The organism is Pseudomonas sp. LBUM1640, from assembly GCF_059716225.1.
Map to the genome: position 1 here is coordinate 3854759 of NZ_CP166816.1, position 18316 is coordinate 3873074.

The 18316-nt window shown below is 60.8% G+C and carries 15 protein-coding genes; 4 read left to right on the plus strand and 11 right to left on the minus strand.

Going from position 1 to position 18316, the window contains the following annotated elements; translation table 11 throughout:
* Window positions 1-27: 27 nt before the first annotated feature.
* The 3 genes from praA to ACA065_RS17100 all read right to left on the minus strand — a co-directional run bounded on the left by praA (window position 28) and on the right by ACA065_RS17100 (window position 3190).
* Window positions 28-522 carry an alkane oxidation protein activator PraA gene (gene praA, locus ACA065_RS17090; protein WP_497690708.1) on the minus strand — a complete coding sequence of 165 codons (495 nt, stop codon included), beginning with the start codon at window positions 520-522 and terminating at the stop codon, window positions 28-30.
* Window positions 523-652: 130 nt separating this feature from the next.
* Window positions 653-1933, minus strand: a complete 1281-nt coding sequence (locus tag ACA065_RS17095) for an alkane 1-monooxygenase (protein WP_497690709.1) — start codon at window positions 1931-1933, stop codon at window positions 653-655.
* Window positions 1934-2191: 258 nt separating this feature from the next.
* Window positions 2192-3190, minus strand: coding sequence for an alpha/beta fold hydrolase (locus tag ACA065_RS17100; protein WP_497695365.1), 999 nt, complete (start codon window positions 3188-3190; stop codon window positions 2192-2194).
* Window positions 3191-3465: 275 nt separating this feature from the next.
* On the opposite strand from ACA065_RS17100, the gene ACA065_RS17105 reads away from it, so the two are divergent.
* From ACA065_RS17105 to ACA065_RS17115, 3 genes are read left to right on the plus strand one after another with little or no spacing between them, the layout of a single operon-like run.
* Entirely contained in the window at window positions 3466-5001 is a 1536-nt protein-coding gene (locus tag ACA065_RS17105) for a flavin-containing monooxygenase (RefSeq protein WP_497690710.1), read from the plus strand.
* Window positions 4998-5888 carry an SDR family NAD(P)-dependent oxidoreductase gene (locus ACA065_RS17110; protein ID WP_497690711.1) on the plus strand — a complete coding sequence of 297 codons (891 nt, stop codon included), beginning with the start codon at window positions 4998-5000 and terminating at the stop codon, window positions 5886-5888. Before ACA065_RS17105 ends, ACA065_RS17110 begins: the two co-directional genes overlap by 4 nt.
* 15 nt (window positions 5889-5903) lie before the next feature.
* Window positions 5904-6752: a metal-dependent hydrolase gene (locus ACA065_RS17115; protein ID WP_497690712.1), complete on the plus strand. Its 849-nt coding sequence runs from the start codon at window positions 5904-5906 to the stop codon at window positions 6750-6752.
* Here the strand turns inward: ACA065_RS17115 and ACA065_RS17120 are convergent.
* Window positions 6749-8821 (minus strand): PTS sugar transporter subunit IIC/EAL domain-containing protein, encoded by a 2073-nt coding sequence (locus ACA065_RS17120; protein WP_497690713.1) that lies wholly within the window; start codon window positions 8819-8821, stop codon window positions 6749-6751. The two genes, ACA065_RS17115 and ACA065_RS17120, sit on opposite strands and share 4 nt — an antisense overlap.
* Before the next feature lie 195 nt (window positions 8822-9016).
* Between ACA065_RS17120 and ACA065_RS17125 the strand changes: the two genes are divergently transcribed.
* Window positions 9017-9346 (plus strand): DUF6388 family protein, encoded by a 330-nt coding sequence (locus tag ACA065_RS17125; RefSeq protein WP_497690714.1) that lies wholly within the window; start codon window positions 9017-9019, stop codon window positions 9344-9346.
* A gap of 8 nt (window positions 9347-9354) precedes the next feature.
* Here the strand turns inward: ACA065_RS17125 and ACA065_RS17130 are convergent, their stop codons facing one another.
* From ACA065_RS17130 to tagH, 7 genes are read right to left on the minus strand one after another with little or no spacing between them, the layout of a single operon-like run.
* Window positions 9355-10197 carry a serine/threonine-protein kinase gene (locus ACA065_RS17130; protein ID WP_497690715.1) on the minus strand — a complete coding sequence of 281 codons (843 nt, stop codon included), beginning with the start codon at window positions 10195-10197 and terminating at the stop codon, window positions 9355-9357.
* Window positions 10194-10916, minus strand: a complete 723-nt coding sequence (locus ACA065_RS17135) for a PP2C family protein-serine/threonine phosphatase (protein WP_497695366.1) — start codon at window positions 10914-10916, stop codon at window positions 10194-10196. Before ACA065_RS17135 ends, ACA065_RS17130 begins: the two co-directional genes overlap by 4 nt.
* 5 nt (window positions 10917-10921) lie before the next feature.
* Window positions 10922-14281 (minus strand): type VI secretion system membrane subunit TssM, encoded by a 3360-nt coding sequence (gene tssM, locus ACA065_RS17140; protein ID WP_497690716.1) that lies wholly within the window; start codon window positions 14279-14281, stop codon window positions 10922-10924.
* 16 nt (window positions 14282-14297) lie between these two features.
* Complete coding sequence (gene icmH, locus ACA065_RS17145) at window positions 14298-15158, minus strand: type IVB secretion system protein IcmH/DotU (RefSeq protein WP_497690717.1); 861 nt, start codon at window positions 15156-15158, stop codon at window positions 14298-14300.
* A gap of 5 nt (window positions 15159-15163) precedes the next feature.
* A complete protein-coding gene (gene tssK, locus ACA065_RS17150; protein WP_497690718.1) occupies window positions 15164-16492 on the minus strand; it encodes a type VI secretion system baseplate subunit TssK in 1329 nt (442 codons plus the stop codon).
* 1 nt (window position 16493) lies between these two features.
* A complete protein-coding gene (gene tssJ, locus ACA065_RS17155; protein ID WP_497690719.1) occupies window positions 16494-16979 on the minus strand; it encodes a type VI secretion system lipoprotein TssJ in 486 nt (161 codons plus the stop codon).
* Window positions 16980-16984: 5 nt separating this feature from the next.
* A complete protein-coding gene (gene tagH / locus ACA065_RS17160) occupies window positions 16985-18160 on the minus strand; it encodes a type VI secretion system-associated FHA domain protein TagH (RefSeq protein WP_497690720.1) in 1176 nt (391 codons plus the stop codon).
* Between the last annotated feature and the right edge of the window lie 156 nt (window positions 18161-18316).

An 18316-nucleotide genomic window follows, 5' to 3' on the forward strand; every position in this document is an offset into this window, starting at 1 on the left:
CAAATCTCAATTCAATTACCGCTACGCTTATTCGACGACTTTGAAGTTCGGCGGCATCTTGATCGACACCGTCTTGATCTTGCAGTCTTCGCCAATCGGCACATTCGCGGCTTCCAACTTGCCGGTGGCGTTATCCCAGGTGCCGTCGGCGGTCGAAGGGCCGCACTGGCCACCTAAACCGAACGCGTGCACATCCACGCTGATGTTTGACATGGAACCGCTCTTGGTGTTTTTGGCAACTAAGACCCACGGCAAGTTGATGGCTTCGACGCGGCTGCATTTAAGTCCGCCGTCAAATTCAACTTTATCGACATTCACCGACGCACCATCGGCGGCGACTTTACCCGCGACCTTGATGGTGCAGTCGGCGCTGATCAGTGCGCCCTTGGAAAAGCTGATCGGGCCCTGGGCCGTAAAGGCGCTGCCGGCAGGTTCGATGCGCGCGGCCTGGGCCTGGTGGTAAACAATCAGGCCAAGGGCGGCCAATATAACGTGAGCGGTGAACGTGGCAGGGCTTTGCATAATGTACGTCCTTCCCTTGGAATTATTGTTGTAGGGTCAAACTTTCCGGCACTCAGTTCGGTAAACCGTGGGCGATAAAAACCTGCGCAATACTCAGATCGCAAGTACACCCACAGCGGTTTAATTCAGATTAAAACGGCCTGGCACTGTTGCTGTACTTCTCCAAATACTTCAAGCGTTGTGACGGCTGAAGATTAGTCAGGGTGATATCTCCGGCATAATGATTAAGTACCCGATGGTCCATGCGCCGTCGCCACAAGTACGGCACATAGGCCCAGACAATCATGCTGGCATACCCGTAGGGAAGTTGCGGCGACTCATCAAAGTGGCGCAACGACTGGTAACTACGCGTGGGGTTGGCATGGTGATCGGAATGCCGCTGCAGCTGGAACAGAAAGATATTGGTCACAATACGGTTGCTGTTCCACGAGTGCCGAGGCGAACAACGCTCATAACGGCCATTGGGCAACGTCTGGCGCTTCAAGCCGTAGTGCTCGACGTAGTTCACCACTTCCAGCAACGAGAACCCGTAGATGCCCTGAATGATCAGGAACGGAATCACTGCTGCGCCCAACCAGGCAATCATCGCGCCCCACAACACCACGCTGTACATCCAGGCGCTGAGCACGGCGTTCTTCCAGTGCAACGCCGGCAGGCCCAGTTTGCGCAGGCGTTCACGCTCCAGGTTCCAGGCCGATACGGCGCTGAGCCATACCGAGCGCGGCAGGAACGCCCAGAAACTTTCACCCAGGCGCGAACTGGCCGGATCTTCCGGGGTTGCCACCCGTACGTGGTGGCCACGGTTGTGTTCGGTGTAAAAGTGCCCGTAGAAGGTCGGCGCCAGCGTGACCTTGGCCAGGAACACTTCCAGCGGCTTGGGCTTGTGCCCCAGCTCGTGGGCGGTGTTGATCGCGATCCCGGTGGCGGCGCCGGTAGACATCGCCATGCCCAGGTAAGTGAACCCGCTGATTTCGCCGTGCAACTCAGTGCGCGCGGTAATAAACGCAGCGGTTTTGGCCAGCCAGCTTGATGGTTCGAGGGTTGCGGTGGCGTTAAGCAGCCCGCCGTTAATGATCCAGTCGATACCGCCTGCAGCCAGCCAGCCGGTGACTACCACCGAAGTGATCACGAACAGCACACCGGTGTAGACGATCCAGCGGTAGTAGCTTTGCGATTCAAGGTTGCTGACGGCGGATTCAGGCGGGTTGCTGACGTCTTCGCCGAGCAGGCCGTCGATCAAGGGGATCAAGCCGAAGATGATCAGCACGCCGACCCACCACAGTTGCTGCACGCCGGTGGTAATGGCCAGGGCGCCGGAAAGCAACGGGGTCGCCAGGGGCATGATGCCCAGCCACCACAAGTGACGTTTGCCGTCGGTCCAGACGGTCGGGGTTACCAGAGTCTGATTCATGGCAGCCTCCGAACGAGACAGATTGGAGATGCGATAAAAGGCGTTTTTTTCATTATTTTATTCGCTCTTAGGCACTTCAAAAATTGTTTCAAATTAGACATTGAAATAATTTTTTTAAATAAATAGCGCGGAATCGTTAGGTCGTCAACTAGTTTCTCGAAGGCTTTTTGACGTGACCGAGCAGTCTCTTTTTCAGCCGTTTGGTCAGGTGTCTAAAGCAGGCATCGACGCCATGGAACCGCGAGTCGGATAGCACAATTATTGACTCGCCAGGGCAAACGGCGGGTGCAACACCGTGGCGCTTTGGGGTGGATGCACGCGCTTGGCGACCTGCTCCACCAGCGCTGCCACACGCTCCGTGGCGGTGATCGGCAACATATGCCCGCGGCCTTCCACCACCTGCAACTTGAGCCCCGGCACCTTGCTCGCCAGCGCCTGGCCGTGCTTCTGGAAGTCCAGCACCTTGTCGCGCGCGCCATAGATCAGCCCGATGGGCAGGGTCAGTTGCGGGTAGCGCTTGACCATGTCCGGCAGGTGCTCGTTGACCGTGTTGATCTCGGTTGAGGCGGCATAGAAGTTGTCCGGCCGCATACCCAGCAACCCGCCACCGCGTGTCGCGAAGTCGGCCGGCGCGGCATCCGGGGCGAACACGCCTTTGACCACCGAACCTCTGGTCAGCAAGCCCACGGGCATGGTCAGGGTGTGTGCCATCCAGCGCCGCAACAGGGCCGGGCGCACCGCCAGCGACAGGAACACCAGCGGCAACAGGCGCTGCGGGTGCGTCAGCGGCGCCACCAGGATCAACCCGGACACCGCGTGGGGATGGTCAAGCGCCAACGCCAGGGATATCGCGCCGCCGAGGGAATGGCCCAACACCAACGGTTTACCCAGGTCCAGCGTCTTGATGAACGCAGCGATTTGGCGGGCCTGGGCCGGCACGTCTGCCGGCGTGCCCGCATGCCGGGTGGAATAGCCCGAACCCGGTCGGTCCAACGTGATCACGCGAAAACGCTCACGCAGTTGGCCGGACAAGGCATACGTCAGGTTGCGACTGCTGCCCATCAGCCCGTGAATCATCACCAGCGGTGGGCCTTTGCCTTCTTCGTAATAGTGAAAGCGCTCGCCATCGACCTCGACGAAACGCCCGTTGATCGGCACGGTGGCTTCAATGCGCCGTGTCATCCAGGCACTGAAGCCCCACAACACGATGCTGGCACCCACCACTACACCCGCAGCGACAACCCATTCAACCGCCATAGCTCGGCCCTCTGCTTCCCTGCCGCTGTCGACCTGACCGGTATTGATCAAGGCCTCAGCCATCGTCCACACCCTGGACCTGAACTTCATGCATACCGTGCTCGTCCGTCGGACAAGTCGCACATGCGGAACAAGGTCCTAGCGTAGGCGAAATTTTCAGGTAGATTATTTAAAATCTTTTTTAAAATAATTAATTCAATTTTCCTTTGCAATGGTGTTCTATCTAAAAGACAAAACAAAAACAGGAGCACATCGATGCCCACGAGGGACAACCCATGAATGCCCACAGCGATTCAATCGACATCGCCATCATCGGTTCAGGTTTTGCCGGCCTGTGCATGGCGATCAAACTCAAGGAAGCCGGGTTCACCGACTTTTTTATCGCCGAGCAGGCCCAGACCCTCGGCGGCACGTGGCGTGACAACCACTACCCAGGTTGCGCCTGCGATGTGCAGTCGCATGTGTATTCGTTTTCGTTTGCGCCCAACCCGGACTGGACGCGGCAGTTCGCGCCGCAGGCGGAGATCCGCGCCTACCTTGAGCAATGCGCGCGGCGTTTCGCGCTGGCGCCCTACCTGCGTTTCGGCATGGGCCTGCACCGTGCGGTGTTCGATGAACAGCAGCAACGCTGGCAACTGAGCTTCAGCGATGGTCGCCAGGTCAGCGCGCGGGTGCTGGTGTCGGGCATGGGCGGCTTGTCGCGCCCGGCGCTGCCGGATATCCCCGGGCTCGACAGTTTCAAGGGCAAACGCTTCCACTCCCAGCAGTGGGACCACGACTATTCGTTGAAGGGCAAACGCGTGGCGGTGATCGGCACTGGCGCCAGCGCCATCCAGTTCGTGCCAAAGATCGCGCCGCAGGTGGCGCACCTGGACCTGTTCCAACGCACACCGCCGTGGATCATGCCCAAGCCCGACCGGGAGATTTCGCGGCTTGAGCGCTGGGCCTTCAAACACCTGCCCTTCACCCAGCGCCTGGTGCGCGGGGCTTTTTATTGGGCACTGGAAGGCCGCGTGGTGGGCTTTGCCCTGCACCCACGGTTGATGAAGATGGTGCAGAAAATCGCCCTGCGCCACCTGCGCAAACAAGTCGCCCGCCCGTCCCTGCGCAAAACCCTGACGCCGGACTACACCATCGGCTGTAAGCGTGTGCTGATCTCCAATGACTATTACCCCGCGCTGTCGCGCAGCAATGTCGAGGTGGTCACCGACAAAGTGCTGCGCATCGAAGCGGACGGCGTGATCACCGCCGACGGCCTCAAGCACCCGGCCGATTGCCTGATTTTCGGCACCGGTTTCCAGGCCACCGACCCGCTGCCGCGCGATTGCATCATCGGCCGCGACGGCATCGACCTGATGGACGCTTGGCGCGACGGCGCCCACGCGTACAAAGGCACCACGGTGCCGGGCTATCCGAACCTGTTCCTGATCGTCGGCCCGAACACTGGCCTTGGGCATAATTCAATGATTCTGATGATCGAGGCCCAGGTCACCTACATCCTCGATGCGCTGCAACAAATGCAGCACCAACGCATCGCCACGGTCGACGTCAAACCCGCCGTGGAACGCGCCTACAACGAGTATTTGCAGGACAAGCTCAAGCGCACCATCTGGAGTACCGGCGGTTGCCAAAGCTGGTATCTCGACCCGCGCACCGGCAAGAACACCACGTTGTGGCCCGGCTCGACCTGGCGTTTCAAGCAGGTCACGCGGCATTTTGCGCTCAAGGATTACCTCGCCAACCCGTTGCCCACACCGACACCACGCACGGTTTCGGCGCCCCACTCCACCGCAGAAGGCAGCCTGTCATGAAGTCATTCAACGGCCGCGTGGCGGCCATTACCGGCGCGGCTTCCGGCATGGGTCGCGCCCTGGCCTTGGCCCTGGCACGCGAAGGTTGCCACCTGGCCCTGGCGGACAAGAACAGCCAAGGGCTGGAGCACACGTTGGCGCTGATCAAGACCTCGACGCAGGCCAAGGTCAAGCTCACCACCCACGTGCTGGACGTGTCCGATCGCCAGGCCATGCACGACTGGGCTGCGCGCTGCGTGGCCGACCACGGCCAGGTCAACCTGATCTTCAACAATGCCGGCGTGGCGCTGTCGAGTACCGTCGAAGGTGTGGACTACGCCGACCTTGAGTGGATCGTCGGCATCAACTTCTGGGGCGTGGTGCATGGCACCAAGGCGTTTTTGCCGCACCTCAAAGCCAGCGGCGATGGGCATGTGATCAACACCTCCAGTGTGTTTGGCCTGTTTGCCCAGCCCGGCATGAGCGGCTACAACGCGACCAAGTTTGCCGTACGCGGCTTTACCGAATCCCTGCGCCAGGAACTCGACCTGCAACGCTGCGGCGTGTCCGCCACCTGTGTTCACCCTGGCGGCATTCGCACCGATATCTGCCGCAGCAGCCGTATCGACGCGAACATGACCGGCTTTTTGATCCACAGCGAGCAACAGGCCCGCGCCGACTTCGAAAAGCTCTTCATCACCGACGCCGACCACGCCGCCAAGGTCATCCTGCAAGGCGTGCGCAACAACAAACGCCGCGTGCTGATCGGCCGCGACGCGTACTGCCTCGACCTGCTCGCCCGCTGCCTGCCCGCCGCGTATCAAGCCCTGGTGGTGTTCGCCAGCAAGCGCATGGCCCCCAAAACACGTGCGCCGGTGTTTGAAACCAACGACGAACCTCGTCTCTGAACAGGAGCACCTACGATGCTGCCCATCCGTCGCGATATCCACTTTGCCTTGCCTGCCGAGCGCATCAAGGACTGGCATGAACAAGGCCCGTTCATCACGCATTTCTTCAACGCACTGTCGCTGCTGTTTCCCCAGGGCGAGCTGTTTTTCATGGACAGCGTGCGCCACTACCGCCAGCGCATCGACGACCCGGCGCTGAAAAAACAGATCCAGGGGTTTATCGGCCAGGAAGCCATGCACAGCCGCGAACACGTGGCCTATAACGATCACTTGCAAGCGGCGGGCCTGCCGGCGCACACCCTGGACCGGCGCCTCAAGTTCATTCTCGACCTGCAGAAAAAACACCTGCCGCCGTCGTTCAACCTGGCGGTGACCATCGCCCTTGAACATTACACGGCGATGCTCGCGGAAATCCTGCTGAGTGACCCCACGCGCTTTGGCGATTCACTCAAGGGCTACCAGCAAATGTGGTACTGGCACGCCCTCGAAGAAACCGAACACAAAGCCGTCGCCTTCGATGTGTGGAACACGGTGATCACGCCCGGGCCTGGGCGCTACTTGTTGCGCACCACCACCATGCTCACCACCAGCGTGTTCTTCTGGTTGGTGGTGTTGGATTTTCACCTGCGCCTGCTGATTGCCGACCGCAAGGCCGGTGGGCATGTGAAGGGCTTCTGGCGCATGCTCAAGTTTCTGTATGGCCCCAAGGGTGTGTTCCCGCGCATGCTGCGGCCGTGGCTGCACTACTTCAAACCAGGCTTTCACCCCTGGGACCACGACAACCGCGCGCGCCTGGCGCGGATCGACACGCTGGTAGAAGAGATCGAACAAACCCGGCGCGAATACGCCGCGCAGCCGGCCTAAACCTGGGCCGCCGCACGTTCGCGTACGAAGCGTTGCAGCTGATCACCGGGCAGCGCCTTGCTGAAATACCAGCCCTGAATAAACAGCTCAGTGCCGGTGTTCAGGAACGCCAACTGCTCGGCGGTCTCAACGCCCTCGACCACCACGCCCAGGTTCAGCGCCTCACAGAAGCGCAGCATGCCGGTCAGTACCTGGGCGCCCTTGGGGTCGCGCTGGGCCACCACAAAACTGCGGTCGATCTTGATGAAGTCCACCGGGAACTGGTGCAGGTAGCTCAACGCGGAAAACCCGGTGCCGAAGTCATCGATATACACTTTGGCGCCGATGGCCTGCAGCTTCTGGATGGTCTGGCGCGTGGCCTGGATATCACTGACCAGCGCGTCTTCGGTGATTTCCACCGACACCTGGCCATGGGCCTGGGCGAGGATCTCCACCAGCCGATCACCATAGGCAGCATCGGTCAGGGTGGCGCTGGAAATATTAATGGTCATCGGCAACGCAAAGCCGCTTTTACGCCACTTCTGGTACTGGCGCACCGCCTGGGACGCCACCCACACATCCACGTCCGGCATCAGCCGCGCCTGGGCCAGCCACTGCAGGAATTCCCAGGGTGAATGCACCGTGCCCTGGCTGTCCCGCGCGCGCATCAGGGCTTCACAGCCGGTGCACAGGCCGGTGCGCGTGGAAATTTGCGGTTGGAATTCGAGGTAGAACTCGTAATCACTGATCTGCTGGATGCGGCTTAACTCCACGGCCTGGCGTGCCAGGTGCTTGTGCGAGGCCTGCACCGGGTCCAGCTCCAGCAGGCGGCCCTTCTCTTCGAGGCCGCGAAAGGTCATGCCCAACGACTTGAGATACACCGTGCCGCCTTCGCTGGCCTGGCGATTAATCGCGCGCACATACGGCGCATACACCAGGGTGCCGATGCCCAGCAGCGCCAGCTGCAGCACCACCGCCGCCACATCGCCGTGCGTGCTGAGGTAGGCATTGAGCAGCACCGGCGCAGTAAACGGCACACTCGCCACCGCCGGTGACACCCACCCCAGCTGCACCACCGTCAACGCCAGCAGGGTGTTGACGGCCGGCACCAGTAAAAACGGGATGAACAAGCGCGGGTTGAGAATGATCGGCAAGCCAAACAGCAGCACCTCGCTGACGTTGAACAGCGACAGCGGCAAACTGGCCATCGCCAGCAAACGCATGGACTGGCTCTTGGAAAACAGCAGGATCGCCATCAGCAGACACAACGCACCGCCAGACCCACCGATAAACGCGAAACTGCCCAACAAGCCACTGTTGAGCAGGTACTTGACCGGTTCACCCGCCGCAGATGCGCTGGCGTTAAGCACCACGGCCTGGTCCAGCACATCGAACAACGGCTGCATGGCATACACACCGTGAATACCGAAAAACCACAGCAGCGAATTCATCAAGGTCACAAACAAGCCGCTGCCATACGGCGACTGCAGCGCGTCGAGCACCTGCGGGCCTTGCAGTTGCGCCACATAAGGAATCTGCAACAGCAACGACAACAGCACCACCAGCCACAGCGCGGTGATAGCGCCCGGCACCACCATATTGATGGTGCCCCGCAGGTTATGCCCGACCAGGTCCGCGTTGACCAGGCGGGTCCAGCGAAAGCGGTGCAGCCAGGCAATCGCCGGCACATTGAGCAGCGGCGAGGCAATCGCGATAAACAGCATGAACGTGGCCGAAGCCCGTGGGTAATCACGCAAGACAAACGTGGCGACCATCACATGGGCCAGGCACAAAAAGGCCACGGGTAATTGGGGCAGACGGTGCTGGATCGCCAGCATGTAACCAATCGAGGCCGCCACCAGCAGCGGGATCACCGAGCTGATCTGGTTGTGCAGCCCGGACAGAAAGACCACCACCTGCGCATCGAACCCCAGCACCTTGGCGCATTCGGACAAGATCAGGAAGCCGGCCGACACCAGCAGGCATGGCAATATCCACAACAAGCCTTCACGGATGGCACGCAACGATTCGGTGCTGGCCAAGGCTGCCAGACGCTGCGTAAGGAAAAGTTTAAACAGCGTTTGCGCCATGACCCGTCCCTCTGCGCCCGCTACAGGCAAGCCCGAAAACCCAAGGTAACGCTACACGCCCTGATAGCCTGCGCGAAAGACTTTTGCCGCGCCTGCGGGTAATTATTCCGCTAACCTGTGGCGATGTTGCTCCTTGACTGACGCGCATCGGGGCTTGGCCCCATTGGATTAACTCACTTGAACGGGAACAAACCTTTGTCAGAACCCGGTGATAACCACCAGCGTGCCCTGGACAAATTCTTGCACGACCATCCAGACGTGGCCCTGCAGCTGGACACCCTCAACCCCCTGGCCGCGCAGGCCAAGGGCGAAACCCAGGCGCAGTACCGCGCCGAACGCCTGCACGAAGCCTTTGAGGCCGAAGCTGAACGCCAGCACTTGTTTGCCTGGGAGCTGACCCTCAAGTTGACGGCCGAGTCTGCCGAAGCCTTCGAAGCCCAGCGCCTTGAGGTGCACAAGGAAGTCGCGCAGATGGCCGGGTTGAGTTGGGGTGAATACTGTCAGTTGCATGGTTTGGCGGGGTGAGGTTTTTGCTACAGATACCAGGCACGTCGCGTGCACCCCATCGCCTCGCGCAAGTCGGCAACGGTGAGGGTTCGGTGCTCGGGGTCAACCGCCAGGGCCGCGCGTAACGCCGGCCAGCAATACCTGGGCAGTTGCCGAGGCCGCGCCAGTCTTTGCGTGGGTTCACGCTCGCCAAGGCGCCTGCCTTGGGCCAGCTCGTACACAATACACGCCACGCCATACAGGTCGGCGGCAGCGGTCAACACACCGCCCGCGAGTAATTCCGGGGCCGCGTAAGCACGTGTCCAGGCATTAAAACGGTTGCGGCTCAAACTCGGCAAACCTGCCGCCACCTGCGCCTGGGCATGCCCCAGGCCAAAATCGAACAAGCGAACACCCTCTTCGCTCATCATGACGTTGGCGGGCTTGATGTCGCCGTGCAGTACATTTTGCTGATGGGCGTAAACCAGGGCATCCAGCAACTGCAAGGCAATGGGCTGTAATTCTCGCCAGGGCAAGCCATCCGCGCACCCCAGCAGCAGTCGATCCAGGGTAATGCCGTGCATCAACTCCATGGTGAAGAACGCCGTACGGCTGGCGGTATCCACCTCGAACGAAAACACCCTTACCACGTATTCATGGCGCAGGCTGCGGGTCATGGCGAACTCGCTGTAGAGCAGCACATGTGCATCAGGGCACGCAGAAAACGCTTCGCCCAGCAGCTTGAGCGCCACGCGGGAGCCGGGCTCGCCAAATTGCTCGTGCAGCAGGTCTCGGGCGCGATAAACCACGCCCATCCCGCCCCTGCCCAGCTCACGTTCAAGCTGATAGCGCCCGGCGAGTAAACCCGGCAGGGTCGATGCTTCACTCATGGCTGTACAACCACAGCGGTCAAATCATCCCGTGCGCGTGTGCGTAACACCATCGCAAACAACCGCTCCACCGCTTGCTGCGGCGTCCCCACGCTCAAGGCTCGCCCCAGCTCCCGGTGGCTGAGTGCCTGATACAGGCCATCGCTGCACAACAAAAACACATCGCCTGGTTGAGTGTTGAGTTCCAGCACCTCAAGCCGCAATGACGCATGCGCACCAATGGCGCGGGTCAATGCCCGCGCATCAGGGTGCGCCTGAGCTTGCGCGCTGCTCAATTGGCGCTCAGCCACAAGGCGCTGAAGCAGCGAGTGGTCCCTCGACAACTGGTACAACCGCTGGCCGCGCCATAGATAGCAACGGCTGTCACCCGCCCACACACACGCCGCACGCCCCGCCTCGAGCAGTAACGCCACGACGGTACTGCCCATCGTGGCATCGACGCTTGCGTTGGAGCGTCCTGGCGCACTCCCCAACCGCTGGTTGACACTCTGCAAGCGTTGACGAGCAGCGTTGACACGTTGGTCGAGGTTACCCTCGGCCCTCAACGAAGCAAGGCTTTCGATCACCCACTGACTGGCCACATCGCCATCCCGATGCCCGCCCATGCCATCCGCCACCGCCCAGCAGCCATGCTGCGGGCCGTCCAGGAAGGCATCTTCGTTGCGCGACCTGGCCCGGCCCTGTTGCGTGCGTCCGGCGCTGCGCCACTGAACGTGCACAGGCTTCACAGTTGCTCCGGCAGGCGGAAAGTGCGCCACGCCTCCATATCAAACGGGCTGGGTGTGCGTTGGCTCGTCAACAGGTAATTGGCGCGCAAACCGGCGAGGTCGGCCTTGTATAGCTGCGCATTTCGCCCGCTTGCAGGTTCTTTTTGCAACAAGTCGAAAAACCTGAAGAGCGACCAGGTCCCGGTATTTTTCTCGATACCCAAGGGCCGTTGCTCGGTCCCTCTTTCCAATACCAGGCTGCTACGGCCATTGTCCGCGTCGATGGGCCAATCAAACGTCATGGGCACGATCGGGCCATGACGATACTCAAGCTGCTTCTCGCCAAAACGCAGCGTCGCGCGGCTGACAGACTGATCCAGGCTATAGGGCGCCACGGTAAATCGAACAGACAACTCACTGGTTTCCTGGGTGAAGAACGCGCGCCGGATAACCTGGGCTTTGGCCAGTTGCTCCAGCAACGAGCGTGATATCGGCAAGCTGTTGCCATCCACGCCGCGCAGCCGGAAGCGGCCGCCGTCGGCACTGATGAAAGGCCGCAGATAGCCCTCATAAAAGCCCGCCATCACCCCATTGGGCTTGAAAAACTCGTGAAAATCGTTAAGCGCAACTTCGCTGGCCGCGTGGGCTTCGAAGGGGTAACGCTTTCGAATCGCTTTGGCGTAGAGGCCATACACCTCACTTTGATAGCGTTGGTTGACGTGCACATAAGCGCCCTCCAGCAGGTGGCGCCAACTGTCGTCAGCCATCCCCTCGAACCAGCCGGCGAGCGGTAACGGAAGACGCGCAGCGGCATCACGCAGGCCGCCCAATGCATCCTGCTGCCCCTCCATTCGCCGCTTGACCCTATTGAAGGCTGCCTGTTCCGGTGAGTTCTCCCGATTCAACGCTGCCAGTTGCACGTGCAATTCGTCGAGCACGCGCAACGCCTGGGTCAACTCAGCGCCGGGGTTCTGCTGCTCATCGAGCAACTGGTGCAAAGGCTCAAAACGCCGTTGCAGCGCACGGCGGGCAGGGTCTGGAACCAACGCGCCGCGGCCATCGGCCAGCGCCGACTGCACCAGCGCGCCAGCCTCACCGGTCAGAGGCGCCAACGTGCCCAACAACTCCGGGGCAGGCAGCAACCGCGTGTTTTCACGCAGTATCAGCAATAACTGCATCAACGGTGACTGGGCCGATGTCAGGCTCGCCAGCTGTTCGGCATCTTGCTTGAGGCTGTCGGTGCGTTGCAGCTTGACTCGCGCGAGGGCGGCACTCCAGACATCGGCGTACTCACTGAAATAGCGCTGCTGCAACTCAGTCATCAGCCGGCGCAACGCCATGGCACTCAGGTCGGTGCTCTCCCCCAATACCCAGTTGTCCTGCGCGATGGCATTCACCAGCCGTGGGCCTTGAGCCTCGAAGTACTGCACATACCGTTTTGTGTAAAAGCCCGGTATCGGTGGATCCGTGGCGGCGAACACCTTGCCCTCGGCAAGACGCACGGGCTCCAGGTTGCGCGATTGTTCGCGCAGGGCGCGATAAACCACATCGGCCAGCGACTCACCGCGCAGTTTCTCACGCGCGGTGGCCACAAGCGCTTCATCCAGCGGCGCCACGAACGGTTGTGCGAGCAGCCGCGCCAGGTGCTCATTCAGGCGTGTCTGCGCCGATGCATCGCCCCCATTCCCCACAGGCCCTTGGTCTGCTATCCGCTGTGCCAACCAGGCGCTGTCGCGGCGCTCACGCAATGTGAGCATCAGGTACGCACGCAGGTTTTCCAACAGCCGTTCACGATCCCCCAGGCTGGCGCGTACCTGTTCTTCAAGCTGTGCCGTTACCTGGGAGAGCAAAGGCTGTAGCAGGGCCTGCTCATAGGCACGGGCCGCCAAGGGGCGGCTCGCCTCACCTTGATACAGGCCGGCGCGCTCTATGAACGGGGCGTCTTGCGCGGGTGGAAACACCTGCGTCGCCGCCAGGCGCGCATCCAACAGCGCCAGGGTGTGGTCGGTGTCCGGCGCCGTAGGCGAAGGTTGCGTGAGCAGTGTTGCCAATTGTGCCAAGCGCTGCTGGTTGACCGCGTAACTGTGGGCCCACAACCACCCGACACCACCGATTACACCGGCCATGGCTAACACCTGCAACCCGAGGCGGCGACGAATGCGACGTTGCTCCGTGGTCTGCAGGCCTGCAAGACCGGCTTCAGCGAAGATCACCCGACTGAACAAGCCTTGGACGAACTGGGCGTGCCTGTCGCCGGCACAGGTCAAATAGAACCCGCGCAAACCATTGATACGCTGGTAACGGTGAGCGGAAAAGGCCGACTCGACGAACAAACACAAACGCTCGCCGAGTTGCGCCGCGTGCTGAGGGAAATCCAACATACGGCCACGGCGGTCGACATTGCGTTCCTGGTGCAATCGCGTGATCAGCTCAGCACTCAACCCCTGCAGTAACGCCTCAAACGCTTGGCGCACCTGTGTGATGTCAATGCCTGCCTTGCCAGGGTCGAGGCACTGCCCCAGCACGCTTTCGGCAGGCTCTCCCGCAGATGCGTCGAAGAACTCGGTGAACCCCGAGACCCGGTCAGCCTGAGTCATCACCAGATAGATCGGTACATCCACGTGCAACGACTGCTGGACTTCCTGCAGGCGGGAATGCACACGGCGAGCATGCAGATCCAGATCGTGTTCATTGCCGCTCATCAGTGTGTCTACCGATAACGCCACCACCACACCATTGAGTGGGCGTACGCGGCGCCGCAACTTGAGCATGCTCAACAGTGTCGACCAGCCCGCGGCGTCCACCACGCTGTCGGGTTGCGTCAGATAGCGCCCCGGCGTATCGATGAGCACGCCGTCGTCGGCAAAATACCATTCGCAATGCGCGGTGCCGTGCGTCGGCATCGCCTCGCCATGATCCAGCGGCGACTGCAAACCGGCCGCCGCCAATAGACGCGTCTTGCCACTGCCTTGTTCGCCGATCAACAAGTACCACGGCAATTCATTACGCCATCGCTCATTGTGCCCGGCGTAACGACGCGAAGTTTTCAGCCGTTGGACCGCCTCCTTGAAGCGACCGCGTACGTGCTTGCGCTCGTCTTGCGCCCACCCCGGTGGCTGATCGCGAGCCTCGCGTTCAGGCCTCCTGGTCCCGCCCGCACGGCGTCCGCCGGCGACCACCATCGCCAGCCCCCACAGCAAAAACAGTGCGCTGATGGTCACCAGTCGCGCCGTTTGGCCCTGCCAGAACCGGTAATCATCCACCGCCAGCAAAGGCCCCACACACCACACCAATACGGCGCAGGACAGCACCAGTAACAAGCTCCAGACCCAAATCCTGCCCAGCACGGTGCCCGCGCTCTTGAAGAATGCGTTCATTCATTGCTCCCAGCGTTTACAAGGGCGTCTGAGTCAGAGTCGACGCCGAAAATTGAAGGGGTTGCAGCGTCGTCGCGGCATCGAGGCCCAGCCTCCAGGCAAACCCTGCGTACATCGCCAGCACACAGGCCAACGTGAAGGCCGCAAGCCAAGCAGCAGAGATGACGCGTATTCGCCTACGTCGCGCAGGCCCCGCAGGAGCAGGCGGCACACGATGCGAGGGTGGCTCACCGCGCACCTGCCTTATCTGTCGATACAAGGCGTCTCGGACGATGTCGAGTTGCGACCCGCCGCGCTCCATGATGCGGTACTTGCCTTCGAAACCGATGGACAGGCACAGGTACATCAACTCCAGCATCGCCAGGTGCTTGACCGGGTCGCGAGACAGTCGCTCCAACAACTGGAAGACTTTCTCGCCGCCGAAGGTTTCATTGTGAAAGCGACTCAACAGGCTCATCTTCGACCAGTCGCTGCGATTACCCCACGCCGTGGTGACCACGGCCTCATCGACCACGCTGCACAGCACGTAGCGCGCCGAAATGACCTGGCTGCTCTCGACCCCGCACTGCAAGGCGCGGGTTTCAAATTGAGTGACCGCCGATGACAGTCGATCGTTGACCGTGCCCAGGCTTTCGCGACCGGAGCAGCCCTTGAGCTGAACCACTTGCGACAATAAAGCCGACGCGGCGGCCACCAGCGGGTTGAGACCTATCTTGAAACTCTGCGCGTCTTGCACGCGGGCCGCGTAGATCATGCGATCTTCCAATTGCTCGAAACGTGGCGGCGAAGGGAAATCCGTTATCGGCCCCTGTGCCGGGCCACGGCCCTCATGGTCGAGCAATACGGTTTTTTCGTCCTGCGGGTATTCACTGTCCATAGCGTTCAGTTCCTGATGGCCCAGAAGTTGAGTTCAAGCGCTGAAAATTCACCGCCTACATGGAAGGCGAAACCGCCCGACTGCTCTAACTGTGTGATGTCGCGGGCATTCAGATCGAGCATGAAATAGGTTTTGCCGGCATGGAACGGAATCTGGCGCGGCGCCACCGGCAAGGGTTTGACCTTGATGCCCGCCAAGTGCAGGTTGACCAACTCGCGTATGCGTTCCACCGGCCCGACCTTCAAATGTGCCGGCAGGCGATGGCGCAGTTCCTCCGAATCACACTGCGCCGTGGCCGCCAGAATGAATGTTGCGCTGCCCAACAGCTTCAGGTCGCTCACCGGGCAGACCAACACCCCGTATTGGCGTTGCTGCAATGGCAGCTCTATGGCGTGTTGCTCCAACACCATAGACAGCACGTCACGGACGCCGTCCATCAGCCCGCGAAAACTCCCACCTTGATCGCCATGCCTGTAACGCACCTCCAGATGCGCGCGTTTGCTGTCAGTGGCGAACGTTGATAACTCACCAAACATCGACAGCAGCGCCCGGAACAACTCCTGCGGGCGAACCTGGGCCTGGCTCAAGTAATGACGTAGCTCCAGTTCGGTTCGATTGATCAGTTGCAACATCAGGAAGTCGCCGATTTCCGAGCCGGCTGCCGCCCCTTCGCCGCGGATACGCATCGCAATGGCGTCGCCGCGGCTGCCAAGCAGGCTGATGACCTCCTTGAGGCACGACGACACATACCCACTGCCCTGAAGAAAAATAAAGGTGGGTGTGAAGTCCGTGTCCAGGGTCACGCCGCCTTCATCGGAAGCGCCCACCACTTGCGCCACCTTGAGTTTGATCAAGGCGGGGTCGTTGGGCTGTTCCCCCAGCAGAAGACGCAGATCAGGGCGCGCGCAACTGATACGCAAACGAGAGTCGACACCGGCGTTCGAATCACCCACCTCCACATCACAGGCCAGGTAGCGTGACAGCACATCAGTCTGCTGTTGCTCGCGCACCTCGACCTGGTTGCCGGTGACCAGCGGCAACGCCAGATAAATCGCTTGCTTGCCCGAGTTGGCGGGCACCTGCAGGACCAAGGGTTCCATCGCCCCGCTCAGTTCGAACAGGCTGCCGTCCGGCAAAACGCCAGAGGCCTGGTTGACCACTACCTTGCCAAAATTCAGGTACTGCAGGTCAACCTCAAGCGTGAGGAAACCCCAGGCATCACTGCCAAGTAACCGGGTTTGATTGAGTTGCTGGTGGTAATAGCGGTCGTTGTGCTGGAAATGCTGGGGCCTGAGCAACATGCCTTCCTGCCAGATGACTTTATGAACCGGCATATCACTCGGCCTCCTGGTCAGGTATGGGCGAGGCAACGCGAATACCGCTCTGGTCCAGCACGAGGTCAGCCACGGTCAACTGTTGCGGTGTAACCGGGATAACCAACCGCCATTGCACATGAGGCAAGTCTCGATACGCCGCCAACACCCCCAGAAAACGCGTTTTTGGTTCAAGCCTGAGCTTGAGTGGCAACCGTTCACCGGGGCGCAACTCAAGTTCCTCGCTGCCCAACCAATCCTTGGGCAGTGCTTGCTCGGCATTACTGTACAGGCTGAAGAAGTCGGCGTTCTCAAAGGCAACGTGATGGCGCAACTCAAGCAGGTGCACCACCACCGGCGAGGGGCGGCCGTGCAGGTCGGGGTTGACGTGGTCACTGGCAGCCAGCGCCACCTCCAATTTGGTCAACGTGGAAAAAGGCGATACCGCGCTGCAACCAGCCAACAGGCCGAGCAGGAACAGCATTGAAACACGCGTGGCTCGATGCATAACTATCATCCTGAATAATCGACGTGCAGTGTTGAGATCAAGCGAACCTGTTCTTCGTATGCCTTGGCAATGTCGCCGCCGGCTGCCTGCTCATCCTCGATCAAGCGCTGGAAGTGACGCTGGTAAGCGCGCCAGTGCCCGCCGTCGGTGGAAAACCGCGGCCGCTTATCGTGAGATTCGAAGCACATCAGCAAATGGCCTGGCGCGAAGGCATTACGTGCGTTGCGTAGCGCACTGCGAGACGCCGCCAGCAGTGCAACCTGATGGGCCTGCAGATCTCGATGGGCCTGGGCAATGGCCTGCTCGGCAGGCAGATAGTCCGAACTCTCCGGCCCCAGCAGTCGCCCTAAAGCAGCATCGGTATCGACACACTCGGTCAAGGGGTTCAAGCTTTTTTGCCGGGTGTCGACGAGTGTCAGGCCCAGCTCACTTTTCAGCTCTTCACACGTGCGCAGGCCTTGTTGCAAGCCCTCGACGCCCATGCGAAGCAAGCGCGCCGCCTTGATCGCCAGAGCCTCCTGGCTGGCGCGGTCCTGAGCCTCCAGGCAAATGCCCAGCGCAGCCGCGAACTGCGCCCAAAAGGCGTTATTGTCCTGCGGTGGCGGGGCGCAAGGCGTCGAGGAGGCTTGCTGCGCAGGTTCAGCTCGTCGCGGTAGTGTCAGGTGGTCCCGGCTTGCCACACCGTGATCCGGCCACGACCCAGGCACGGCGACGACTTCGTCCAATGCCGCCAAATCCTGCGATGTTGTCTGACGCTGTTGCTCAAGATCCAGTGATTGGATCGGGTCCAACGTCAGGAATGCATCATCGGGAATGGCGCCCCTCGCGGCATCGTCGGGCTCATCGCGAGACGGCACCTGCGCTATCAGCCGCGCGCGTATCGCAAACGGTCCCAGTTCAAACACCTCGCCGTCGCCGATCAAGCGTGCCTGCCCTTTGCGCAGGCGCTCGGCACTGCCGGACACACCGATCCCGTTAGTGCTGATATCCGTCAAAAAGTACCGACCTTCGCGGTAAGCGACCAATCCATGGTGGCTGGAAAGCAAGCGGCTGGAATCAGCAATCATCCAGTCACAACCCGCACCGCGGCCAATCACACCACCACGCCCGTCGAACATTTTGCGGGCCGAGACTGCGCTGTTCACGCCCTTGACATCACAGACTTCAAACACGAGTTGCATGGTCTGACGCTCCCCATTTACTGGCCACGGGTGGTTACCTTCGGCTCACCCAACGGGCGGTAATCGGCATCATCAAACACATAGTTCGCGCTGCACCCCCCCAACAAACACAACACAAGCACAACGGCTTGCCACGCACGAACAGGCATCAGGTTT